Genomic DNA, 15,482 nt, shown 5'->3' on the forward strand with positions numbered 1-15,482 from the left:
CGGTATAATGCTTCGATGCAAAATATTACGACAGCAACGCCATTCAAGCGTATCGTCCTCGGTCTGCAGTATGACGGCACGGCCTGGCATGGATACCAGAAACAGGAAGATGGGCAGACGGTGCAGGACCAGCTGGAAAACGCGCTGGAGCAGTTTGCCCGCGTGCGCCTGGCCACCACCTGCGCCGGGCGCACGGATACGGGCGTGCATGCGCTCGAGCAAGTCGTGCATTTCGATACCGAACTCAATCGCGACGTGCACTCGTGGGTGCGCGGCGTCAATGCCTTCCTGCCGAAATCCATCGCCGTGCGCTGGGCCAAGGAACTGGAAGGCGACCCCACCGTCAACGATTTCTTCCACGCCCGCTTCAGTGCCCGCGCGCGCACCTATCATTATGTGTTGTACAACAACGCCACCCGTTCGCCGCTGGTGGAAGGGCGCGCCGGCTTCTTTTTCCGTCCGCTCGACGTGGCATTGATGCGTCAGGCCGTGCAGCCGCTCTTGGGCTGGCACGACTTCACGGCCTTTCGCGCTGCGCAATGTCAGGCCAAGTCGCCCGTCAAGCTCATGCATGACATCCGCATCGAGCGGCGCGGCGATTGCGTCATTTTTACGATTACGGCGAATGCCTTTTTGCACCACATGGTACGCAACCTGGTCGGTTCGCTCGTCTACATCGGAACGGGACGGGAAAAGCCGGAATGGCTCGGACATTTGCTGGAAAGCAAGGATCGCCACGCGGCCGCGCCCACTTTCATGCCGGACGGCCTGTACCTGGCGCAGATCGATTACGATCCCAAGTGGGAGTTGCCGCAAGACAGCAGCAGCGCCTTGCCCTGGTTCTGACATTTTCATTCACTTGTTTCAAGGAATAACATGCCGCGCACACGTATCAAGATCTGCGGCCTGACCCGCTTTGAAGACATCCAGGCGGTCGTGGCGGCAGGCGCCGACGCCATCGGTTTCGTGTTTTATCCGAAAAGCCCGCGTTACGTGACGCCCCGGCAGGCTGCCAGCCTGATCGCGGCCATGCCGCCGTACGTGACGACGGTGGGCCTGTTCGTCAATGCCACGGTGGAAGAAGTGCTGGCAACCAAGGCCGTGGCCCCCTTGTCGCTGTTGCAATTTCATGGCGACGAGACGCCGGAACAGAGCGCCGCGCTCGCTGGCGCCGTCAATACGCCGTTTACGCAAGTGTTCCGCGTCAAACCCGACACCTCCTTCGAAGATTTGCTAGAATACGAACAGCGCTATCGCGCCGCCAGTCCCTTGTTCTCGAGCCTCTTGCTCGATACCTATGTGGATGCCTATGGCGGTGCAGGAAAGGTATTTGATTGGTCCCTCATTCCAAAAGAACTCGCGCCTCGGGTCGTTTTAAGTGGTGGCTTGAGCGTACAAAACGCGACTGACGCAGTGGTGCGCGTGCGCCCTTACGCCGTCGACATCAGCAGTGGTGTCGAAGCGTCCAAGGGCATCAAGGACGCATCCAGAGTCCGCGCGTTTATCGCTGCGGTGCAGGATGCCGATGCCATCATTGCCAGAGGAAACCACCATGAATGACCACATGCATGACCACAGCACCGCGCCCGGCGCAGCCGCCGCATTGTTCCACGCCACCGATTACCCTTTTCCTGACCTGCGCGGCCACTTCGGCCCGTACGGCGGCGCATTTGTTGCCGAAACGCTCACGCAGGCGCTGGCCGAGCTGAAAGACGCCTACGCCCGCTACAGCGCAGACCCGGAATTTCTGGAAGAGTTCCGCTATGAGCTCAAGCACTTCGTCGGCCGTCCATCACCGATCTACCACGCCAAGCGCTGGTCCGAAATGGCGGGCGGCGCGCAAATCTATTTCAAGCGCGAAGACTTGAACCACACGGGCGCGCACAAGATCAATAACGTGATCGGCCAGGCCTTGCTGGCCAAGCGCATGGGCAAGCCGCGCATCATCGCCGAGACGGGCGCCGGCCAGCATGGCGTGGCCACGGCCACCATCTGCGCCCGCTTCGGCCTCGAATGCGTGGTCTACATGGGCAGCGAAGACGTCAAGCGCCAAGCGCAGAACGTGTACCGCATGAAATTGCTGGGCGCCACCGTCGTGCCCGTCGAATCCGGCTCCAAGACCCTCAAGGATGCGCTGAACGAAGCCATGCGCGACTGGGTCACCAACATCGAAAACACCTTTTACATCATCGGCACCGTGGCCGGCCCCCATCCTTACCCGATGATGGTGCGCGACTTCCAGTCCGTGATCGGCGAGGAATGCCTGGTGCAGATGCCGGAAATGACGGGCCGCCAGCCCGACTATGTGGTGGCCTGCATCGGTGGCGGTTCGAACGCCATGGGCATCTTTTACCCGTATATCGACCAGAAGGATGTGAAACTGATCGGCGTGGAAGCGGCCGGTGAAGGATTGGATACGGGCAAGCACTCGGCCTCGCTCGCGGCCGGCTTCCCGGGCGTGCTGCACGGCAACCGCACCTATCTGCTGCAGGATGAAAACGGCCAGATCATCGAGACGCACTCCGTCTCGGCCGGCCTCGACTATCCCGGCGTGGGTCCGGAACATGCGTGGCTGAAAGATTCGGGCCGCGCGCAATACGTGTCCATCACCGACGACGAGGCTTTGCAGGCATTCCACGACTGCTGCCATATCGAAGGCATCATCCCGGCCCTGGAATCGTCGCACGCGCTGGCCTACGCGGCCAAGCTGGCGGCCACCTTGCCGAAAGACCAGATCGTGCTGGCCAACCTGTCGGGGCGTGGCGACAAGGACATGCATACCGTGGCGGAACGCATGGGACTCAACTTTAGCTGATCGTTAGCTGTTGACTACCGGGGTCAGACCCGCCGGGGGAATGCGCGCCAGTGGTGCGCATTCCGATCCCGCAGGGACTGACCCCAGCCTTCAATTTCCCTCAGAAAAGAGATATCCATGTCCCGTATCGCCACCACCTTTGCCAATTTAAAATCCAACAACAAGACCGGCCTGGTCACCTTCATTACCGCCGGCGATCCCGGTCCTGACGCCACCGTGCCCCTGATGCACGCGCTCGTCGAGGGCGGCGCCGACGTGCTGGAACTGGGCGTGCCGTTTTCCGACCCCATGGCTGAAGGCCCCGTCATCCAGCGCGCCTGCGAGCGGGCCTTGAAATTCAATGTCGGCATTCACGATGTATTCGGCTATGTGCGCCAGTTCCGCGAAACGAACCAGACGACGCCCGTGGTACTGATGGGCTATGCGAATCCGATCGAGCGCATCGGCAGCGCCGCGTTTATTGATGCAGCGCAAGCGGCCGGCGCCGATGGCGCCATCGTCGTCGACTATCCGCCGGAAGAGTGCGAGCAATTTGCCGCTGCCATGCGCGCTGCCGGCCTCGACCTGATCTTCCTGCTGGCGCCTACCTCGACCGAAGAGCGCATCGCGCAAGTGGCCAAGGTTGGCGGCGGCTTCAGCTATTATGTGTCGCTCAAGGGTGTCACGGGTGCAGGCAACATTGATACGGAACAGGTGGCAGAGCGCCTCGCAGCCATCCGCCAGCATGTAAAATTACCCATCGGCGTGGGCTTCGGCATCCGCGATGGCGCCACGGCCAGGGCCGTTGCCAAGGTGGCCGATGCCGTCGTGATCGGCAGCCGCATCATCCAGGAGATAGAAAATGCGCCTGCAGGGGGCGCCGTGGACGCCGTGCGCAGCTTTACGGCAGGCATCCGCGCTGCACTGGACGCCTGAGCAAGCTTGCCGTTTACGCATTTGCGTTGACGGCAAAGTTCGACAGCCCGGCGATAAACGGCTACACTTCGGCCACTGAATGCCTGTCATTGTGCAATAGATAAAATTTTTGGTGGCGCCCTGCGGGGCGTCGCCGTTTACCGTCTGCCGGGGGCGTCCACCGACGCTACCCCTACAAGGGCCCAAGGAGAAAATATGAGTTGGTTGGAAAAACTGCTGCCACCGCGCATCCAGCGTTCTGATGCTGCCGCGCGCAAGACCATGCCGGAAGGCCTGTGGGTCAAGTGTCCGTCGTGCGAAGCCGTGCTGTACCGTACGGACCTGGAATCGAATTTGCACGTGTGTCCGAAATGCGACCATCACATGCGCATCCGCGCGCGTGAACGCCTCGACAGCCTGCTCGACGCGGGTGGTCGCTATGAAATCGGCCAGGAAATCCTGCCCGTCGACACCCTGAAGTTCAAGGATAGCAAGAAGTATCCGGACCGCCTGAAGTCCGCCATGGAAGCGACGGGCGAGACGGATGCGATGGTCGTCTTGGGTGGCGCCATCATGAGCCTGCCCGTTGTCGTGGCGTGCTTCGAATTCGAATTCATGGGCGGCTCCATGGGTTCCGTCGTGGGCGAGCGCTTCGTACGCGGCGCGCAGACCGCGCTGGAACAGAAAGTGCCGTTCATTTGCATCACCGCCACCGGTGGCGCGCGCATGCAGGAAGGCTTGCTCTCCCTGATGCAGATGGCGAAAACTACGGCCATGCTGACCAAGCTGTCGGAAAAGAAACTGCCATTCATCAGCGTGCTGACCGACCCGACCATGGGCGGCGTGTCCGCCTCGTTCGCCTTCATGGGCGACGTCGTCATTGCCGAGCCGAAAGCGCTGATCGGCTTTGCCGGCCCGCGCGTGATTGAAAACACCGTGCGCGAAAAGCTGCCGGAAGGTTTCCAGCGCGCCGAGTTCCTCGTCACCAAGGGCGCCGTCGACATGATCGTCGACCGCCGCAAGATGCGCGAAGAAATCGCGCGCTTGCTGGCCTTGTTGCAAAACCAGGCTGTTGAAGTCTTGGCGTAGTAGCCAACCCCGTAGATGCTGGGGTCAGACCCGACGGGTCTGACCCCGATGTTGTTTTGGTGTATCTGTCTTTCTGCTTCGCGCACTCTTTTCAAGAAGTCTCCCATGCAAAACCTACCCACCACCTTGCCGGACTGGCTCGCCATGCTGGAAACCCGCCATTCGGAAACCCAGATCAATATGGGCCTGGATCGCGTGCAAGCCGTCAAGGCGCGCATGCAGCTGGCGTTTACTTGCCCCGTGATCATGGTAGCGGGCACGAATGGCAAGGGTTCCACCTGCGCCATGCTGGAATCCGTGCTGTTGCGCGCCGGCTATAAAGTGGGGTTGTACATCAAGCCGCATTTCCTCGACTTCAATGAGCGCGCCCGCGTGCTGGGCGAGATGGCCAGCGACGAACAGCTCGTCGCCAGCTTCCATGCCGTCGAAGCCGTACGCGGCGATACGCCGCTGACGTATTTCGAATTCACCACCCTGGCCATCCTGCATTTGCTGTCGCAGGCGAAGCTGGACGTGGCCATCCTGGAAGTGGGCCTGGGCGGGCGCCTCGATGCCGTCAATGTGATCGATGCCGATGTGGCCATCGTCACCAGCGTCGACATCGACCATACAGATTACCTGGGCGACACGCGCGAAGCGATCGGCTTTGAAAAGGCCGGCATCTTCCGTCCGGGCAAGGCGGCCATCTGCAGCGACCCCGTGCCGCCGCAGTCGCTGATCGACCATGCGACCGCCATCGGCGCCGACCTGTGGCTGATGGGCCGTGATTTCAACTATTCGGGCGACAAGCAGCAGTGGAACTACGGCGGGCGCGAGCAGCGCCGCAATTCGCTGGCCTACCCGAGCTTGCGCGGCGCCAACCAGATCCTCAATGCGACGGCCGTGCTGGCCGCGCTGGAAGTGCTGAAATTGACGCTGCCCGTGGGCGCGCAGGAAGTGCGCACGGGCCTCGTGACGGTGGAGCTGCCGGGCCGCTTCCAGGTCTTGCCTGGCCGCCCCAGCGTGATCCTCGACGTGGCGCACAACCCGCACGCGGCCGCGGCGCTGAACCAGAACCTGGGCAATATGGGCTACCACCCATACACCTATGCCGTGTTCGGTTCCATGCAGGACAAGGATATCGATGGCGTGCTGGCCGCGATGAGCGAACACGTCGACCACTGGTGCCTGACGGGCTTGCCCTCGCCGCGCGCGGCCACGGCTTCCGAGCTGGCCGCCAAGGTGCAGATCATGCTCGAAGTTAAGCCCGACAGCGGCGAGCATACTGTGTCTCTTTTCGATGATCCGGCACAAGCTTTTGCAAATGCAATGAGCCGGGCCGGTGAGAATGATAGAATTGTGGTCTTTGGTTCTTTCCTCACCGTCGCCGGCGTGATGAAGGCCCGAAAATCCTCACTTCACTGAAACGCACTCGACTGAAAATCACGCATGGGCTTGTTCTCGAAACTGTTTAAAAACAAGCAAGAATCCTCTGGCGAAGACAGCGGCTTTTATGTCCCTGGCGAAGCACAGTCGCCGACCCGCAAACGCGCCGCCAACACCTCCGGTGGCGGCGGTTCGCGTCGGGGCGGCAAGGAAGCGCCGGACCCGGTCTTGCCTGAAAAAAAGCGCGCCCGCCGTCGCCTGGTCGGGGCCATTGCCCTGGCCCTGGGCGTCGCTGTCGGCTTGCCGATGCTGCTCGATTCCGAGCCGAAGGCACCTTTCAACGATATCGCCATCGACATTCCGTCGAAGGAAAAGGCCGTCGCGCCTGCACCGGCGCCCGTGCCGGCCGTCCCGGCCCAGGCCGCATCGAATGGCCTGGACCAGTCCGAGGAAATCATCGACGCGCCCCTGCCGCCAGCGGCCAGCCCCTCGCCGGCACAGGCTCCGGCACCCGTGCTGGCGGCCGTCCAGCCTGCGCCTGCCAAGCCGGCCTATGTGGAACCGAAGCCCGAGCCCAAGCCGGTCAAGGTGGATCCAAAACCGGAGCCGAAGCACGAAACCAAGCCGGAACCGAAACCGGAACCGAAGCATGAGCCCAAGCCTGAACCCAAGCATGAGGTAAAAGCGGAAGCCAAGCCTGAGACCAAGCCGGCCAAGCCGGCGCAATCGGCCGACGATGCGGCGCGCGCCATGGCGATTCTGGAAGGCAAGCCACTCGACAAGCCGCAAGAGAAAGCACAAGACAAGGCACACGACGCCGGCAACGGCAAGTTCGTGGTGCAGGTGGCAGCCCTGGCGACGCAGGACAAGGTCGATGAATTGCAGGACAAGCTGCGCGAAGCGGGCATCAAATCCTATACGCAGAGAGTCTCCAGCCCGGCGGGCGAGCGTATCCGCGTGCGCGTGGGTCCGTTCGGCAACCGCGAAGATGCCGAAAAGACCCGCGCCAAGCTGCAAAAGCTGGGCCTGGGCGGTTCGCTGGTGCCGGCGTGATGTTGCAAGGCTGAACGCGCGTGACGATCTTCGATTATCTGGTGCTGTTTGTGCTGGTGACTTCCGTGCTGATCAGCATGATGCGCGGCCTGGTCAAGGAAATACTGTCATTGGTCAGCTGGATCGTGGCATTCGTCATTGCCAACGCGTATGGCGCCACCCTGGCGAAATTCCTGCCGGAAGCCGTGCCGGGCGAAGCCGTCCGTCTGTTGCTGGCTTTCGTGGTGCTGTTCATCGGCGTGCGTATTTTGATGGGATTGCTTTCCATGACGGTCGACGCACTGGTCAAGGTGACGGGCCTGAGCCTGGCCGACCGCACCCTGGGCAGCCTGTTCGGCGTGGCGCGGGGCCTTGTGATCGTGCTGACCGCCGTCATCTTGTGTGGCATGACTTCCATACCGCAGCAGTCATTCTGGAAAAACGCGCTGCTCAGCCCGTTCGCGGAGCAGGGCGCGCGCGCCATCAAGCCTTATCTGCCAGCCGCTTACGCGCAGCATGTGAAATTTTGAATTTTTTTAAAATCAGTAGCACAGTTTAGGAGCACACCATGTGTGGCATCGTCGGCGTCGTTTCCCATCAACCTGTCAATCAATTGCTCTATGATGCATTGTTGCTCTTGCAACATCGCGGTCAGGACGCGGCAGGGATTGCGACCAATCACAGCAGTATGTTTTCCATGCACAAAGCCAATGGCCTCGTGCGTGACGTCTTCCGTACGCGTAACATGCGTTCGCTGCAAGGCACGACGGGCATCGGCCATTGCCGCTACCCGACGGCCGGTTCGTCGAGCGAAGAGGAAGCACAGCCGTTTTATGTGAATGCACCGTTCGGCATCACCCTGGCGCACAATGGCAACCTGACCAACTGGGAACAGTTGAAACAGGAAATGTTCAAGAACGACCGCCGCCACATCAATACCGATTCCGATTCGGAAGTGCTGCTCAACGTGCTGGCGCATGAAATCCAGGAAGCGACGACGGGCCTGAACCTGGACCCGGAAGCCATCTTCAAGGCTATCACCGTGCTGAACCGCCGCGTCAAGGGCGGCTACGCTGCCGTCGCGCAAATCGCCGGCGTGGGCTTGCTGGCCTTCCGTGACCCGCACGGCATCCGTCCGCTGTGCCTGGGCATCAATGAAACGGAGCTGGGTCCTGAATACCTGATCGCCTCCGAATCCGTGGCCCTGGAAGGCATGGGCTTCCGCTTCGTGCGCGATATCGGTCCCGGCGAAGCCGTCTTCATCGATGCCGACAAGAAATTGCACAGCGCCCAGTGCGCCGACAATGCCAGCCTGAATCCCTGCGTGTTTGAATTCGTCTACCTGGCCCGTCCCGATTCCGTCATCGACGGCGCCTCGGTGTACGCCACGCGCCTGAAAATGGGCGAATACCTGGCTGAAAAGATCCGTGCCGAATTGCCTGACGTACATATTGACGTGGTCATGCCGATTCCCGATTCCTCGCGTCCGGCCGCCATCCAGCTGGCACTGGCGCTGAACCTGGAATACCGCGAAGGCTTCATCAAGAACCGCTACATCGGCCGTACCTTCATCATGCCGGGCCAGGCGGCGCGCAAGAAATCCGTGCGCCAGAAGCTCAACGCGATCCCGTCCGAATTCAAGGATAAAGTCGTGTTGCTGGTCGACGATTCCATCGTGCGCGGCACCACCAGCCGTGAAATCGTGCAGATGGCACGCGAAGCGGGCGCGACGAAAGTCATCTTCGCCTCGGCCGCGCCACCGGTCATCTACCCGAACGTGTATGGCATCGACATGCCGACGCGCGACGAACTGATCGCCTACGGGCGCACGACGGAAGAAGTGTGCCGCGAAATCACGGCCGACTACCTGGTGTACCAGGATATCGACGACCTGAAGCAGGCGATCGCCGACGTCAACCCGGCCCTGACGAACTTCGAGGCGTCGTGCTTCGATGGCGTGTACGTGACGGGCGACGTGTCGCAGGAATACCTGGACCGCCTGGAATATGCGCGCCACCATCCGAAGGCGACAGCGCCGGAAGATACGCCGCGTTCCCAGCTGAACCTGAACCTGGCGACGACAGAAGCATAGGTAACTTGCCCGGCCGATGCCGGGCATTTTTTTCTCCGCGATCATGAACGATAAAAAAAACTACGGCTTTACCACCACCATTCTGCACAACGACCGCCGCAAGGGCATCGAGCACGGCTCGCTGCACAAGCCTGTGCATACCTCCGTCGCTTTCGGCTACAGCGACGCGCGCCAGCTCGCTTCCGTGTTCCAGGGCAAGGAGCCGGGCTTTCGCTACGGCCGCCAGGGCAATCCGACCGTTTCCGCGCTGGAAGACAAGGTCAACAAGATGGAAGATGGCGTGGCGACCTTGTGTTTCGCCACCGGCATGGGCGCCATCGGCGCCGTGGTGCAGTCGCTGCTGCGCGCGGGCGACCATGTGGTGTCGTCGGCCTTTTTGTTTGGCAACACCAACAGCCTGTGGCAAACGGTGACGGGGCAGGGCATCGCCGTCTCCTTCGTCGATGCCACCGAGGTGGCCAACGTGGCGGCCGCCATCACGCCGCAAACGCGGATTGTTTTCGTGGAAACCATCGCCAATCCGCGCACGCAGATCGCCGACCTGGCAAAGATCGGCGCCTTGTGCCGCGAGAAGGGCATTCTGTATATCGTCGACAACACCATGACGACGCCTTACCTGTTCCGCCCGAAAGCGGTGGGTGCTGGCCTGGTGGTCAATGCCTTGACGAAATCCATCGGCGGCCACGGCAATGCGCTGGGCGGCAGCTTGACGGACACGGGCGTGTTCGACTGGACGCAGTACCCGAACATTTTCGACAATTATAAGAAGGCGGCGCCAGCGCAGTGGGGCATCGCGCAAATCCGGGCCAAGGCCTTGCGCGATTTCGGCGCATCGCTGGGCCCGGAGGCGGCGCACCATATCGCCGTCGGCGCGGAAACCATGGCCTTGCGCATGGACCGCACCTGCTCGAACGCCCTGGCGCTGGCCAGCATGCTGGCCGCCGACCCGCGCGTGGCTGCCGTGCACTATCCCGGCTTGGCGTCGCACCCGCAGCACGCGCTGGCGACGGACTTGTTCCGCAGCTATGGCTCGCTGTTCAGCTTTGAATTGAAGGACGGCATCGACTGCTTCGATTTCCTCAATCGCCTGAACTTGGCCATTCCAGCGAGCAACCTCGGCGACACGCGCACCCTGGTCATTCCCGTCGCGCATACGATTTTCTACGAGATGGGTGCCGAACGCCGCGCCAACATGGGCATTGCCGAGTCCTTGATCCGCGTGTCAGTCGGCATCGAGGATGAAGCGGATCTGCTTGAAGACTTCCGCAGCGCGCTTGAGGAATGATGCCCAACCAAACCTACTGCGCGTCGGTATAGGCGGCTTGCGATGCTCACCGTACTAGAGTACGGTTCCGCTTCTCGGCCACCTCTCCCTTCCGCTCGCTACGGTTTTGTCGGGCATCGAAACTTGCGTGTCAGGCATGAGAGGGGACCGCAACTAAAAACTGGGGTCAGTCGCTTCGCGATCGGAATACGTCCCATTGGGACGTATTCCCCCGCCGGGTCTGACCCCGGCATGCAACTTAATGCCAACTGCGCATCAAGCCCACTGCAAGTCCTTCCAGTGCGAATTCATCTTCCGGCGATACGGTGATGACCTTGAAGTCGGGGTTTTCCGGCAGCAGTTCGATGACGGAACCCGTCTTCTTGTAGCGCTTGACGGTGACTTCGTCGCCGATACGGGCGACGACGATCTGGCCGTTCTTGGCGCTGTCGACTTTCTTGACGGCCAATAAATCGCCATCCATGATGCCGGCGTCGCGCATGGACCAGCCGCGCACCTTCAGCAGGAAGTCGGGCTTGGCCGAGAACAGGGCCGGGTCCACGTTGTAGCTCGCTTCCAGGTTTTCCTGTGCCAGGATGGGTGAACCGGCAGCCACGCGGCCGATCAGGGGCAGCGACATCAGCAGTGCTGCAGGCACCTTCGATGGCGCCGCTTCGGCTGCGGTGCCGATCAGGCGGATGCCGCGCGAGGTGCCGGGCGAAATCTCGATCGCGCCCTTGCGGGCCAGGGCCTGCAAATGCTCTTCGGCCGCATTGGCCGATTTGAAACCCAGTTCATTGGCGATTTCGGCACGGGTGGGAGGAAAACCCGTGTTTTCAATCGCGTCCTTGATCAGGTTCAGGATTTGTTCTTGTCGTGCTGTCAGCTTGATCATGAGCGGTGGGTGCATACTAAAATGCTGTCTATATGAACAGTCTGTATTTTTGTACAGTATCGCCCACTATGCAAGGGGATTTGCCTTATTTGCGTGAATTTCGTGCGAAATACTGGAATGCACAGGAAAAAGCGCCTGGCCAGGCCCGTGCATGGGCCGCTTGTTGAAGGAATGATTGAAACGTTTGCAAAAGGCGGTTATAATCTTCGGCTGACCTTCCCACACCCGTCTTGACGCCGGGGTGGGCGATTATCAATCCGACCTGAAGGAGTTTGCATGCGTCATTATGAAATAGTCTTTATCGTCCATCCGGACCAAAGCGAGCAAGTGCCCGCGATGATCGAACGCTACAAAGCCAGCGTAACCACCCGCGGCGGTTCGGTTCACCGCGTGGAAGATTGGGGCCGCCGTCAAATGGCTTACTCGATCCAAAAGCTGCCTAAAGCACACTACATCTGCCTGAACATCGAATGCGACAACGAGACCCTGGTCGAGTTGGAAACAGCATTCAAATTCAATGATGCCGTGTTGCGTCACCTGACCGTTAAAATGAAGAAAGCTGAAACAGCTCCTTCGCCGATGATGAAATCGGTACAACGCGAAGACGCGGCCAAAAGCCACCGCACCGAAGCACCAGCAGCCGCTCCAGCCGCAGCAGCAGCTTAATTCTTGACCAGGATCGTGCGCTGAACCAGCTACAAGTTACCGCCATCATTGCCGAGCGCGAAATATTGCGCTATACCCCGGCAGGGCTGCCGATTGTGAATGCAGTATTGCAACACAGTTCGCAGCAGATGGAAGCAGGGATTGCCCGTTTGACCGAGTTTGATGTTGCCGCGCTAGCCGCTGGCGAAATTTCAGGCCGGTTCAGTCAGGCAAGCTTGGGCGGGGTCTATCAGTTCACGGGTTTCCTGGCGAGGAAGAGCCGCAACAGCAAGAGTTTGGTGTTTCACATCATTGATTTTAGTGCAGTCACCCCGACTAGCGCATTTTAGATACAGGAGCCTGACATGGCATTCGGTAAAAAGTTCGACAAAAATAAGCTCAAGCTTAAAGAAAAACGCAAACAGCAAAATCCGTTGTTCAAACGCAAGAAGTTCTGCCGCTTCACCGCAGCTCACGTTGAGCAAGTCGACTACAAAGACGTCGACACGCTGAAAGACTTCGTCCAAGAAAACGGCAAGATCATGCCAGCACGCCTGACCGGTACCAAAGCGCACTACCAGCGCCAAGTCGACACCGCAATCAAGCGCGCTCGCTTCCTCGCGCTGCTGCCATACACCGATCTGCACCACGCTTAATCGGTCAGATATTCCTGGAGAAGAACTATGCAAATCATTCTGTTAGAAAAAGTTGTTAACGTCGGTAACCTCGGCGAAGTCGTCAAAGTCAAAGACGGTTACGCACGTAACTTCCTGATCCCGCAACGCCTGGCACGTCGTGCTACGGCTACCGCTGTGGCTGAATTCGAAGTCAAGCGCGCCGAACTGGAAAAAGCTGCTGCCGCCAAACTGGCCGCATCGCAAGCCCAGGGCGAAAAACTGAGCGGTCTGACCGTTCAAGTTGCTCAAAAAGCTGGCGTCGATGGCCGTCTGTTCGGTTCCGTCACCAACTTCGACATCGCTGAAGCGCTGACCAAGCAAGGTTTTGCTGTTGAAAAAGCACAAATCCGCATGCCTACCGGCCCGCTGAAGATCGTTGGCGAGCACAACGTTTCGGTTGCTCTGCACACCGACGTGGTCGTGGAAGTTGTTATCGCTGTCGTTCCAGACGCGAACGCGTAATCGTCTGCGGGCCTGGCCCGCAAGCGCTGCCGCAGTATGAAAAGCCGGGTTCGCCCGGCTTTTTTGTGCCCTTTTTTTCGCTCAATTTCAGCCCTTTATTTTTGCCAGCACGCCGAAGCGGGTATAATTCGCGCCATGAACGCCCCCTCTGATCCGCAACTGGATTCCCTCCGTATTCCGCCGCATTCGATCGAAGCAGAACAATCCGTTATCGGTGGTCTGCTGCGCGACAATGCAGCGTATGACCGCATCGCCGACTTCATGCATGCGGAGGATTTCTATCGCTATGACCATCGGATCATCTTCGAACAAATCGTCAAGATGATTAACGGCTCCAGGCCAGCCGATGTCATTACTGTTTTTGAAACCCTGACCCAGCTCGGCAAGGCCGATGATGTGGGCGGACTCGCTTACCTGAACGCCATGGCGCAAAACACGCCATCGGCCGCGAACATCCGGCGTTATGCCGAGATCGTGCGCGACCGCGGCGTGCTGCGCAAACTTATCACCGTCGCCGACGATATCTCCGGAACGGCCTTCAGCCCGCAAGGCAAGGAAGTCAAGCAGATGCTTGACGAAGCCGAATCGAAGATTTTCGCCATCGCCGAAGAAGGCGCGCGCGGCGCCCAAGGCTGGACCGCTATCCAGCCCCTGCTGACGCAGGTGGTCGAGCGTATTGACGAGCTGTACAGCCGCGACAACCAGAGTGAAATCACGGGCGTGCCCACCGGTTTCATCGACCTGGACCGCATGACCTCCGGTCTGCAGCCGGGCGACCTGGTGATCGTGGCGGGCCGTCCTTCGATGGGCAAGACGGCGTTTTCCGTCAACATTGGCGAAAACGTGGCCATCGACAGCGGCTTGCCCGTGGCCGTGTTCTCGATGGAGATGGGCGGCGCCCAGCTGGCCATGCGTATGCTGGGCTCGGTCGGCCAGCTCGACCAGCACCGCCTGCGCACGGGCCGCCTGAACGACGAAGACTGGCCGCGCCTGACGAATGCGATTCAAAAGATGAACGACGCGCAGTTGTACATCGATGAAACGCCCGCGTTGAACTCGATCGAGTTGCGCGCCCGCTCGCGCCGTTTGTCGCGTCAGTGCGGCAAGCTGGGCCTGATCATCGTCGATTACTTGCAACTGATGTCGGCCAACTCCCCTGGCGATAACCGCGCCACGGAGATTTCCGAGATTTCGCGGGGCTTGAAAGGGCTGGCGAAAGAACTCGGTTGTCCCGTGATCGCGCTGTCCCAGCTGAACCGCTCGCTCGAGCAACGCCCGAACAAGCGTCCCGTGATGTCGGACTTGCGCGAATCGGGCGCTATTGAGCAGGATGCCGACGTGATCCTGTTCATTTACCGTGACGAGGTGTATAACCCCGACTCGCCAGACAAGGGGACGGCCGAAATCATCATCGGTAAACAGCGTAACGGTCCGATCGGCAGCATCCGCCTCACCTTCATGGGGCAGTACACCAAATTTGGCAATTACAGTGGTGGCCTGGCGCTTTACCAAGGCGATTAAGACTCAGCAGCACTGATATTCCATTGGCCGCCCCCTCATACGGGGCGGCTTTCTGTAGTAAATAACACGACTCAATGCTTAACGGAGAATGACATGTTTGGACGCTTGATGCCCACTGAGGGCAAGTTTTTTGAATTGTTTAACCAGCACGCGGAACTGTGCGTCAAGGGCGCTAAAGAAATGCTGGGCCTGATGACCAATTTCGACGACCTGGAAAACCGCGTGCATGCGATCGAAAGCATCGAGAAACAGGCGGACAAAGTTACCTACGCCACCGTGGAAATGCTGCACAAGACCTTTATCACGCCGATCGACCGCGACGACATCCATCAACTGATCACGCGCCAGGACGACATCCTCGACCTGCTGGAAGACGCGGCGCAAACCGTCTCGCTGTACGATCTGAAAGCCGTCACGCCGGAAGCCAAACGCCTGGCCGAACTGGTGCTGGCCTGTACCGAAAAAGTGCGCGACGCCGTCGCCATGCTGCATAACATGGACAACTCGCGCAAGATCGTCGCCATCTGCGAAGAGATCGACCGCCTGGAATCGGATGCCGATCACGTGATGCGCGCCGCGATGTCCAAACTGTTCCGCGACGAACCGGACGTGCGCAACCTGATCAAGCTGAAAGCGATCTACGAAATTCTGGAAACCGTGACCGACCGTTGCGAAGATGTGTCCAATATTATCGAAGGCATCATCGTCGAAAACGCGTAAGCGTTGGGCCT

General features: G+C 59.9%; 17 protein-coding genes. 16 read left to right on the top strand and 1 reads right to left on the bottom strand.

Going from position 1 to position 15,482, the window contains the following annotated elements:
- The first annotated feature begins 15 nt into the window (after positions 1-15).
- From truA to ACQ4WL_RS18410, 10 genes are all read left to right on the top strand, one after another.
- Complete coding sequence (gene truA, locus ACQ4WL_RS18365; RefSeq protein ID WP_436511031.1) at positions 16-846, top strand: tRNA pseudouridine(38-40) synthase TruA; 831 nt, start codon at positions 16-18, stop codon at positions 844-846.
- A gap of 30 nt (positions 847-876) precedes the next feature.
- Positions 877-1,560: a phosphoribosylanthranilate isomerase gene (locus tag ACQ4WL_RS18370; RefSeq protein ID WP_436511032.1), complete on the top strand. Its 684-nt coding sequence runs from the start codon at positions 877-879 to the stop codon at positions 1,558-1,560.
- Positions 1,561-1,564: 4 nt separating this feature from the next.
- Complete coding sequence (gene trpB, locus ACQ4WL_RS18375; RefSeq protein ID WP_436511120.1) at positions 1,565-2,815, top strand: tryptophan synthase subunit beta; 1,251 nt, start codon at positions 1,565-1,567, stop codon at positions 2,813-2,815.
- 117 nt (positions 2,816-2,932) lie between these two features.
- Positions 2,933-3,730, top strand: a complete 798-nt coding sequence (gene trpA / locus ACQ4WL_RS18380; protein ID WP_436511033.1) for a tryptophan synthase subunit alpha — start codon at positions 2,933-2,935, stop codon at positions 3,728-3,730.
- Positions 3,731-3,925: 195 nt separating this feature from the next.
- Complete coding sequence (accD, locus tag ACQ4WL_RS18385; protein ID WP_426070812.1) at positions 3,926-4,798, top strand: acetyl-CoA carboxylase, carboxyltransferase subunit beta; 873 nt, start codon at positions 3,926-3,928, stop codon at positions 4,796-4,798.
- Between the two features lie 105 nt (positions 4,799-4,903).
- On the top strand, positions 4,904-6,202 hold the full coding sequence (gene folC, locus ACQ4WL_RS18390) for a bifunctional tetrahydrofolate synthase/dihydrofolate synthase (protein WP_436511034.1): 1,299 nt from the start codon (positions 4,904-4,906) through the stop codon (positions 6,200-6,202).
- Positions 6,203-6,226: 24 nt separating this feature from the next.
- A complete protein-coding gene (locus tag ACQ4WL_RS18395) occupies positions 6,227-7,216 on the top strand; it encodes an SPOR domain-containing protein (protein ID WP_436511035.1) in 990 nt (329 codons plus the stop codon).
- Positions 7,217-7,236: 20 nt separating this feature from the next.
- Positions 7,237-7,725: a CvpA family protein gene (locus tag ACQ4WL_RS18400; RefSeq protein WP_071076104.1), complete on the top strand. Its 489-nt coding sequence runs from the start codon at positions 7,237-7,239 to the stop codon at positions 7,723-7,725.
- Positions 7,726-7,763: 38 nt separating this feature from the next.
- Positions 7,764-9,287 carry an amidophosphoribosyltransferase gene (gene purF, locus ACQ4WL_RS18405; protein WP_436511036.1) on the top strand — a complete coding sequence of 508 codons (1,524 nt, stop codon included), beginning with the start codon at positions 7,764-7,766 and terminating at the stop codon, positions 9,285-9,287.
- Positions 9,288-9,330: 43 nt separating this feature from the next.
- Complete coding sequence (locus ACQ4WL_RS18410) at positions 9,331-10,572, top strand: cystathionine gamma-synthase family protein (RefSeq protein WP_436511037.1); 1,242 nt, start codon at positions 9,331-9,333, stop codon at positions 10,570-10,572.
- Positions 10,573-10,810: 238 nt separating this feature from the next.
- Here ACQ4WL_RS18410 and lexA read toward each other — a convergent pair whose 3' ends face one another.
- On the bottom strand, positions 10,811-11,446 hold the full coding sequence (gene lexA / locus ACQ4WL_RS18415; protein ID WP_436511121.1) for a transcriptional repressor LexA: 636 nt from the start codon (positions 11,444-11,446) through the stop codon (positions 10,811-10,813).
- Positions 11,447-11,722: 276 nt separating this feature from the next.
- Between lexA and rpsF the strand changes: the two genes are divergently transcribed.
- The 6 genes from rpsF to ACQ4WL_RS18445 all read left to right on the top strand — a co-directional run bounded on the left by rpsF (position 11,723) and on the right by ACQ4WL_RS18445 (position 15,471).
- A complete protein-coding gene (gene rpsF, locus ACQ4WL_RS18420; RefSeq protein ID WP_034750499.1) occupies positions 11,723-12,112 on the top strand; it encodes a 30S ribosomal protein S6 in 390 nt (129 codons plus the stop codon).
- 20 nt (positions 12,113-12,132) lie between these two features.
- Complete coding sequence (gene priB, locus ACQ4WL_RS18425) at positions 12,133-12,441, top strand: primosomal replication protein N (RefSeq protein WP_071322552.1); 309 nt, start codon at positions 12,133-12,135, stop codon at positions 12,439-12,441.
- A gap of 15 nt (positions 12,442-12,456) precedes the next feature.
- Positions 12,457-12,747 carry a 30S ribosomal protein S18 gene (gene rpsR / locus ACQ4WL_RS18430; RefSeq protein WP_010400024.1) on the top strand — a complete coding sequence of 97 codons (291 nt, stop codon included), beginning with the start codon at positions 12,457-12,459 and terminating at the stop codon, positions 12,745-12,747.
- Between the two features lie 27 nt (positions 12,748-12,774).
- Entirely contained in the window at positions 12,775-13,230 is a 456-nt protein-coding gene (gene rplI / locus ACQ4WL_RS18435) for a 50S ribosomal protein L9 (RefSeq protein ID WP_034783456.1), read from the top strand.
- A gap of 135 nt (positions 13,231-13,365) precedes the next feature.
- Positions 13,366-14,751: a replicative DNA helicase gene (locus ACQ4WL_RS18440; protein ID WP_071076107.1), complete on the top strand. Its 1,386-nt coding sequence runs from the start codon at positions 13,366-13,368 to the stop codon at positions 14,749-14,751.
- A 93-nt stretch (positions 14,752-14,844) separates the two neighbouring features.
- Positions 14,845-15,471, top strand: coding sequence for a DUF47 domain-containing protein (locus tag ACQ4WL_RS18445; protein ID WP_010400015.1), 627 nt, complete (start codon positions 14,845-14,847; stop codon positions 15,469-15,471).
- The last annotated feature ends 11 nt before the right edge of the window (positions 15,472-15,482 follow it).

It is taken from the genome of Janthinobacterium kochi, assembly GCF_051380715.1.
Classification (GTDB): Bacteria; Pseudomonadota; Gammaproteobacteria; order Burkholderiales; family Burkholderiaceae_D; genus Janthinobacterium.

Excerpts from the sequence above, each read along its gene's own strand:
- truA (WP_436511031.1), top strand. The coding sequence starts at position 16 with ATGCAAAATATTACGACAGCAACGCCATTCAAGCGTATCGTCCTCGGT.
- ACQ4WL_RS18370 (WP_436511032.1), top strand. The coding sequence starts at position 877 with ATGCCGCGCACACGTATCAAGATCTGCGGCCTGACCCGCTTTGAAGAC.
- trpB (WP_436511120.1), top strand. The coding sequence starts at position 1,565 with ATGCATGACCACAGCACCGCGCCCGGCGCAGCCGCCGCATTGTTCCAC.
- trpA (WP_436511033.1), top strand. The coding sequence starts at position 2,933 with ATGTCCCGTATCGCCACCACCTTTGCCAATTTAAAATCCAACAACAAG.
- accD (WP_426070812.1), top strand. The coding sequence starts at position 3,926 with ATGAGTTGGTTGGAAAAACTGCTGCCACCGCGCATCCAGCGTTCTGAT.
- folC (WP_436511034.1), top strand. The coding sequence starts at position 4,904 with ATGCAAAACCTACCCACCACCTTGCCGGACTGGCTCGCCATGCTGGAA.
- ACQ4WL_RS18395 (WP_436511035.1), top strand. The coding sequence starts at position 6,227 with ATGGGCTTGTTCTCGAAACTGTTTAAAAACAAGCAAGAATCCTCTGGC.
- purF (WP_436511036.1), top strand. The coding sequence starts at position 7,764 with ATGTGTGGCATCGTCGGCGTCGTTTCCCATCAACCTGTCAATCAATTG.
- ACQ4WL_RS18410 (WP_436511037.1), top strand. The coding sequence starts at position 9,331 with ATGAACGATAAAAAAAACTACGGCTTTACCACCACCATTCTGCACAAC.
- lexA (WP_436511121.1), bottom strand. The coding sequence starts at position 11,446 with ATGATCAAGCTGACAGCACGACAAGAACAAATCCTGAACCTGATCAAG.
- rpsF (WP_034750499.1), top strand. The coding sequence starts at position 11,723 with ATGCGTCATTATGAAATAGTCTTTATCGTCCATCCGGACCAAAGCGAG.
- rpsR (WP_010400024.1), top strand. The coding sequence starts at position 12,457 with ATGGCATTCGGTAAAAAGTTCGACAAAAATAAGCTCAAGCTTAAAGAA.
- rplI (WP_034783456.1), top strand. The coding sequence starts at position 12,775 with ATGCAAATCATTCTGTTAGAAAAAGTTGTTAACGTCGGTAACCTCGGC.
- ACQ4WL_RS18440 (WP_071076107.1), top strand. The coding sequence starts at position 13,366 with ATGAACGCCCCCTCTGATCCGCAACTGGATTCCCTCCGTATTCCGCCG.
- ACQ4WL_RS18445 (WP_010400015.1), top strand. The coding sequence starts at position 14,845 with ATGTTTGGACGCTTGATGCCCACTGAGGGCAAGTTTTTTGAATTGTTT.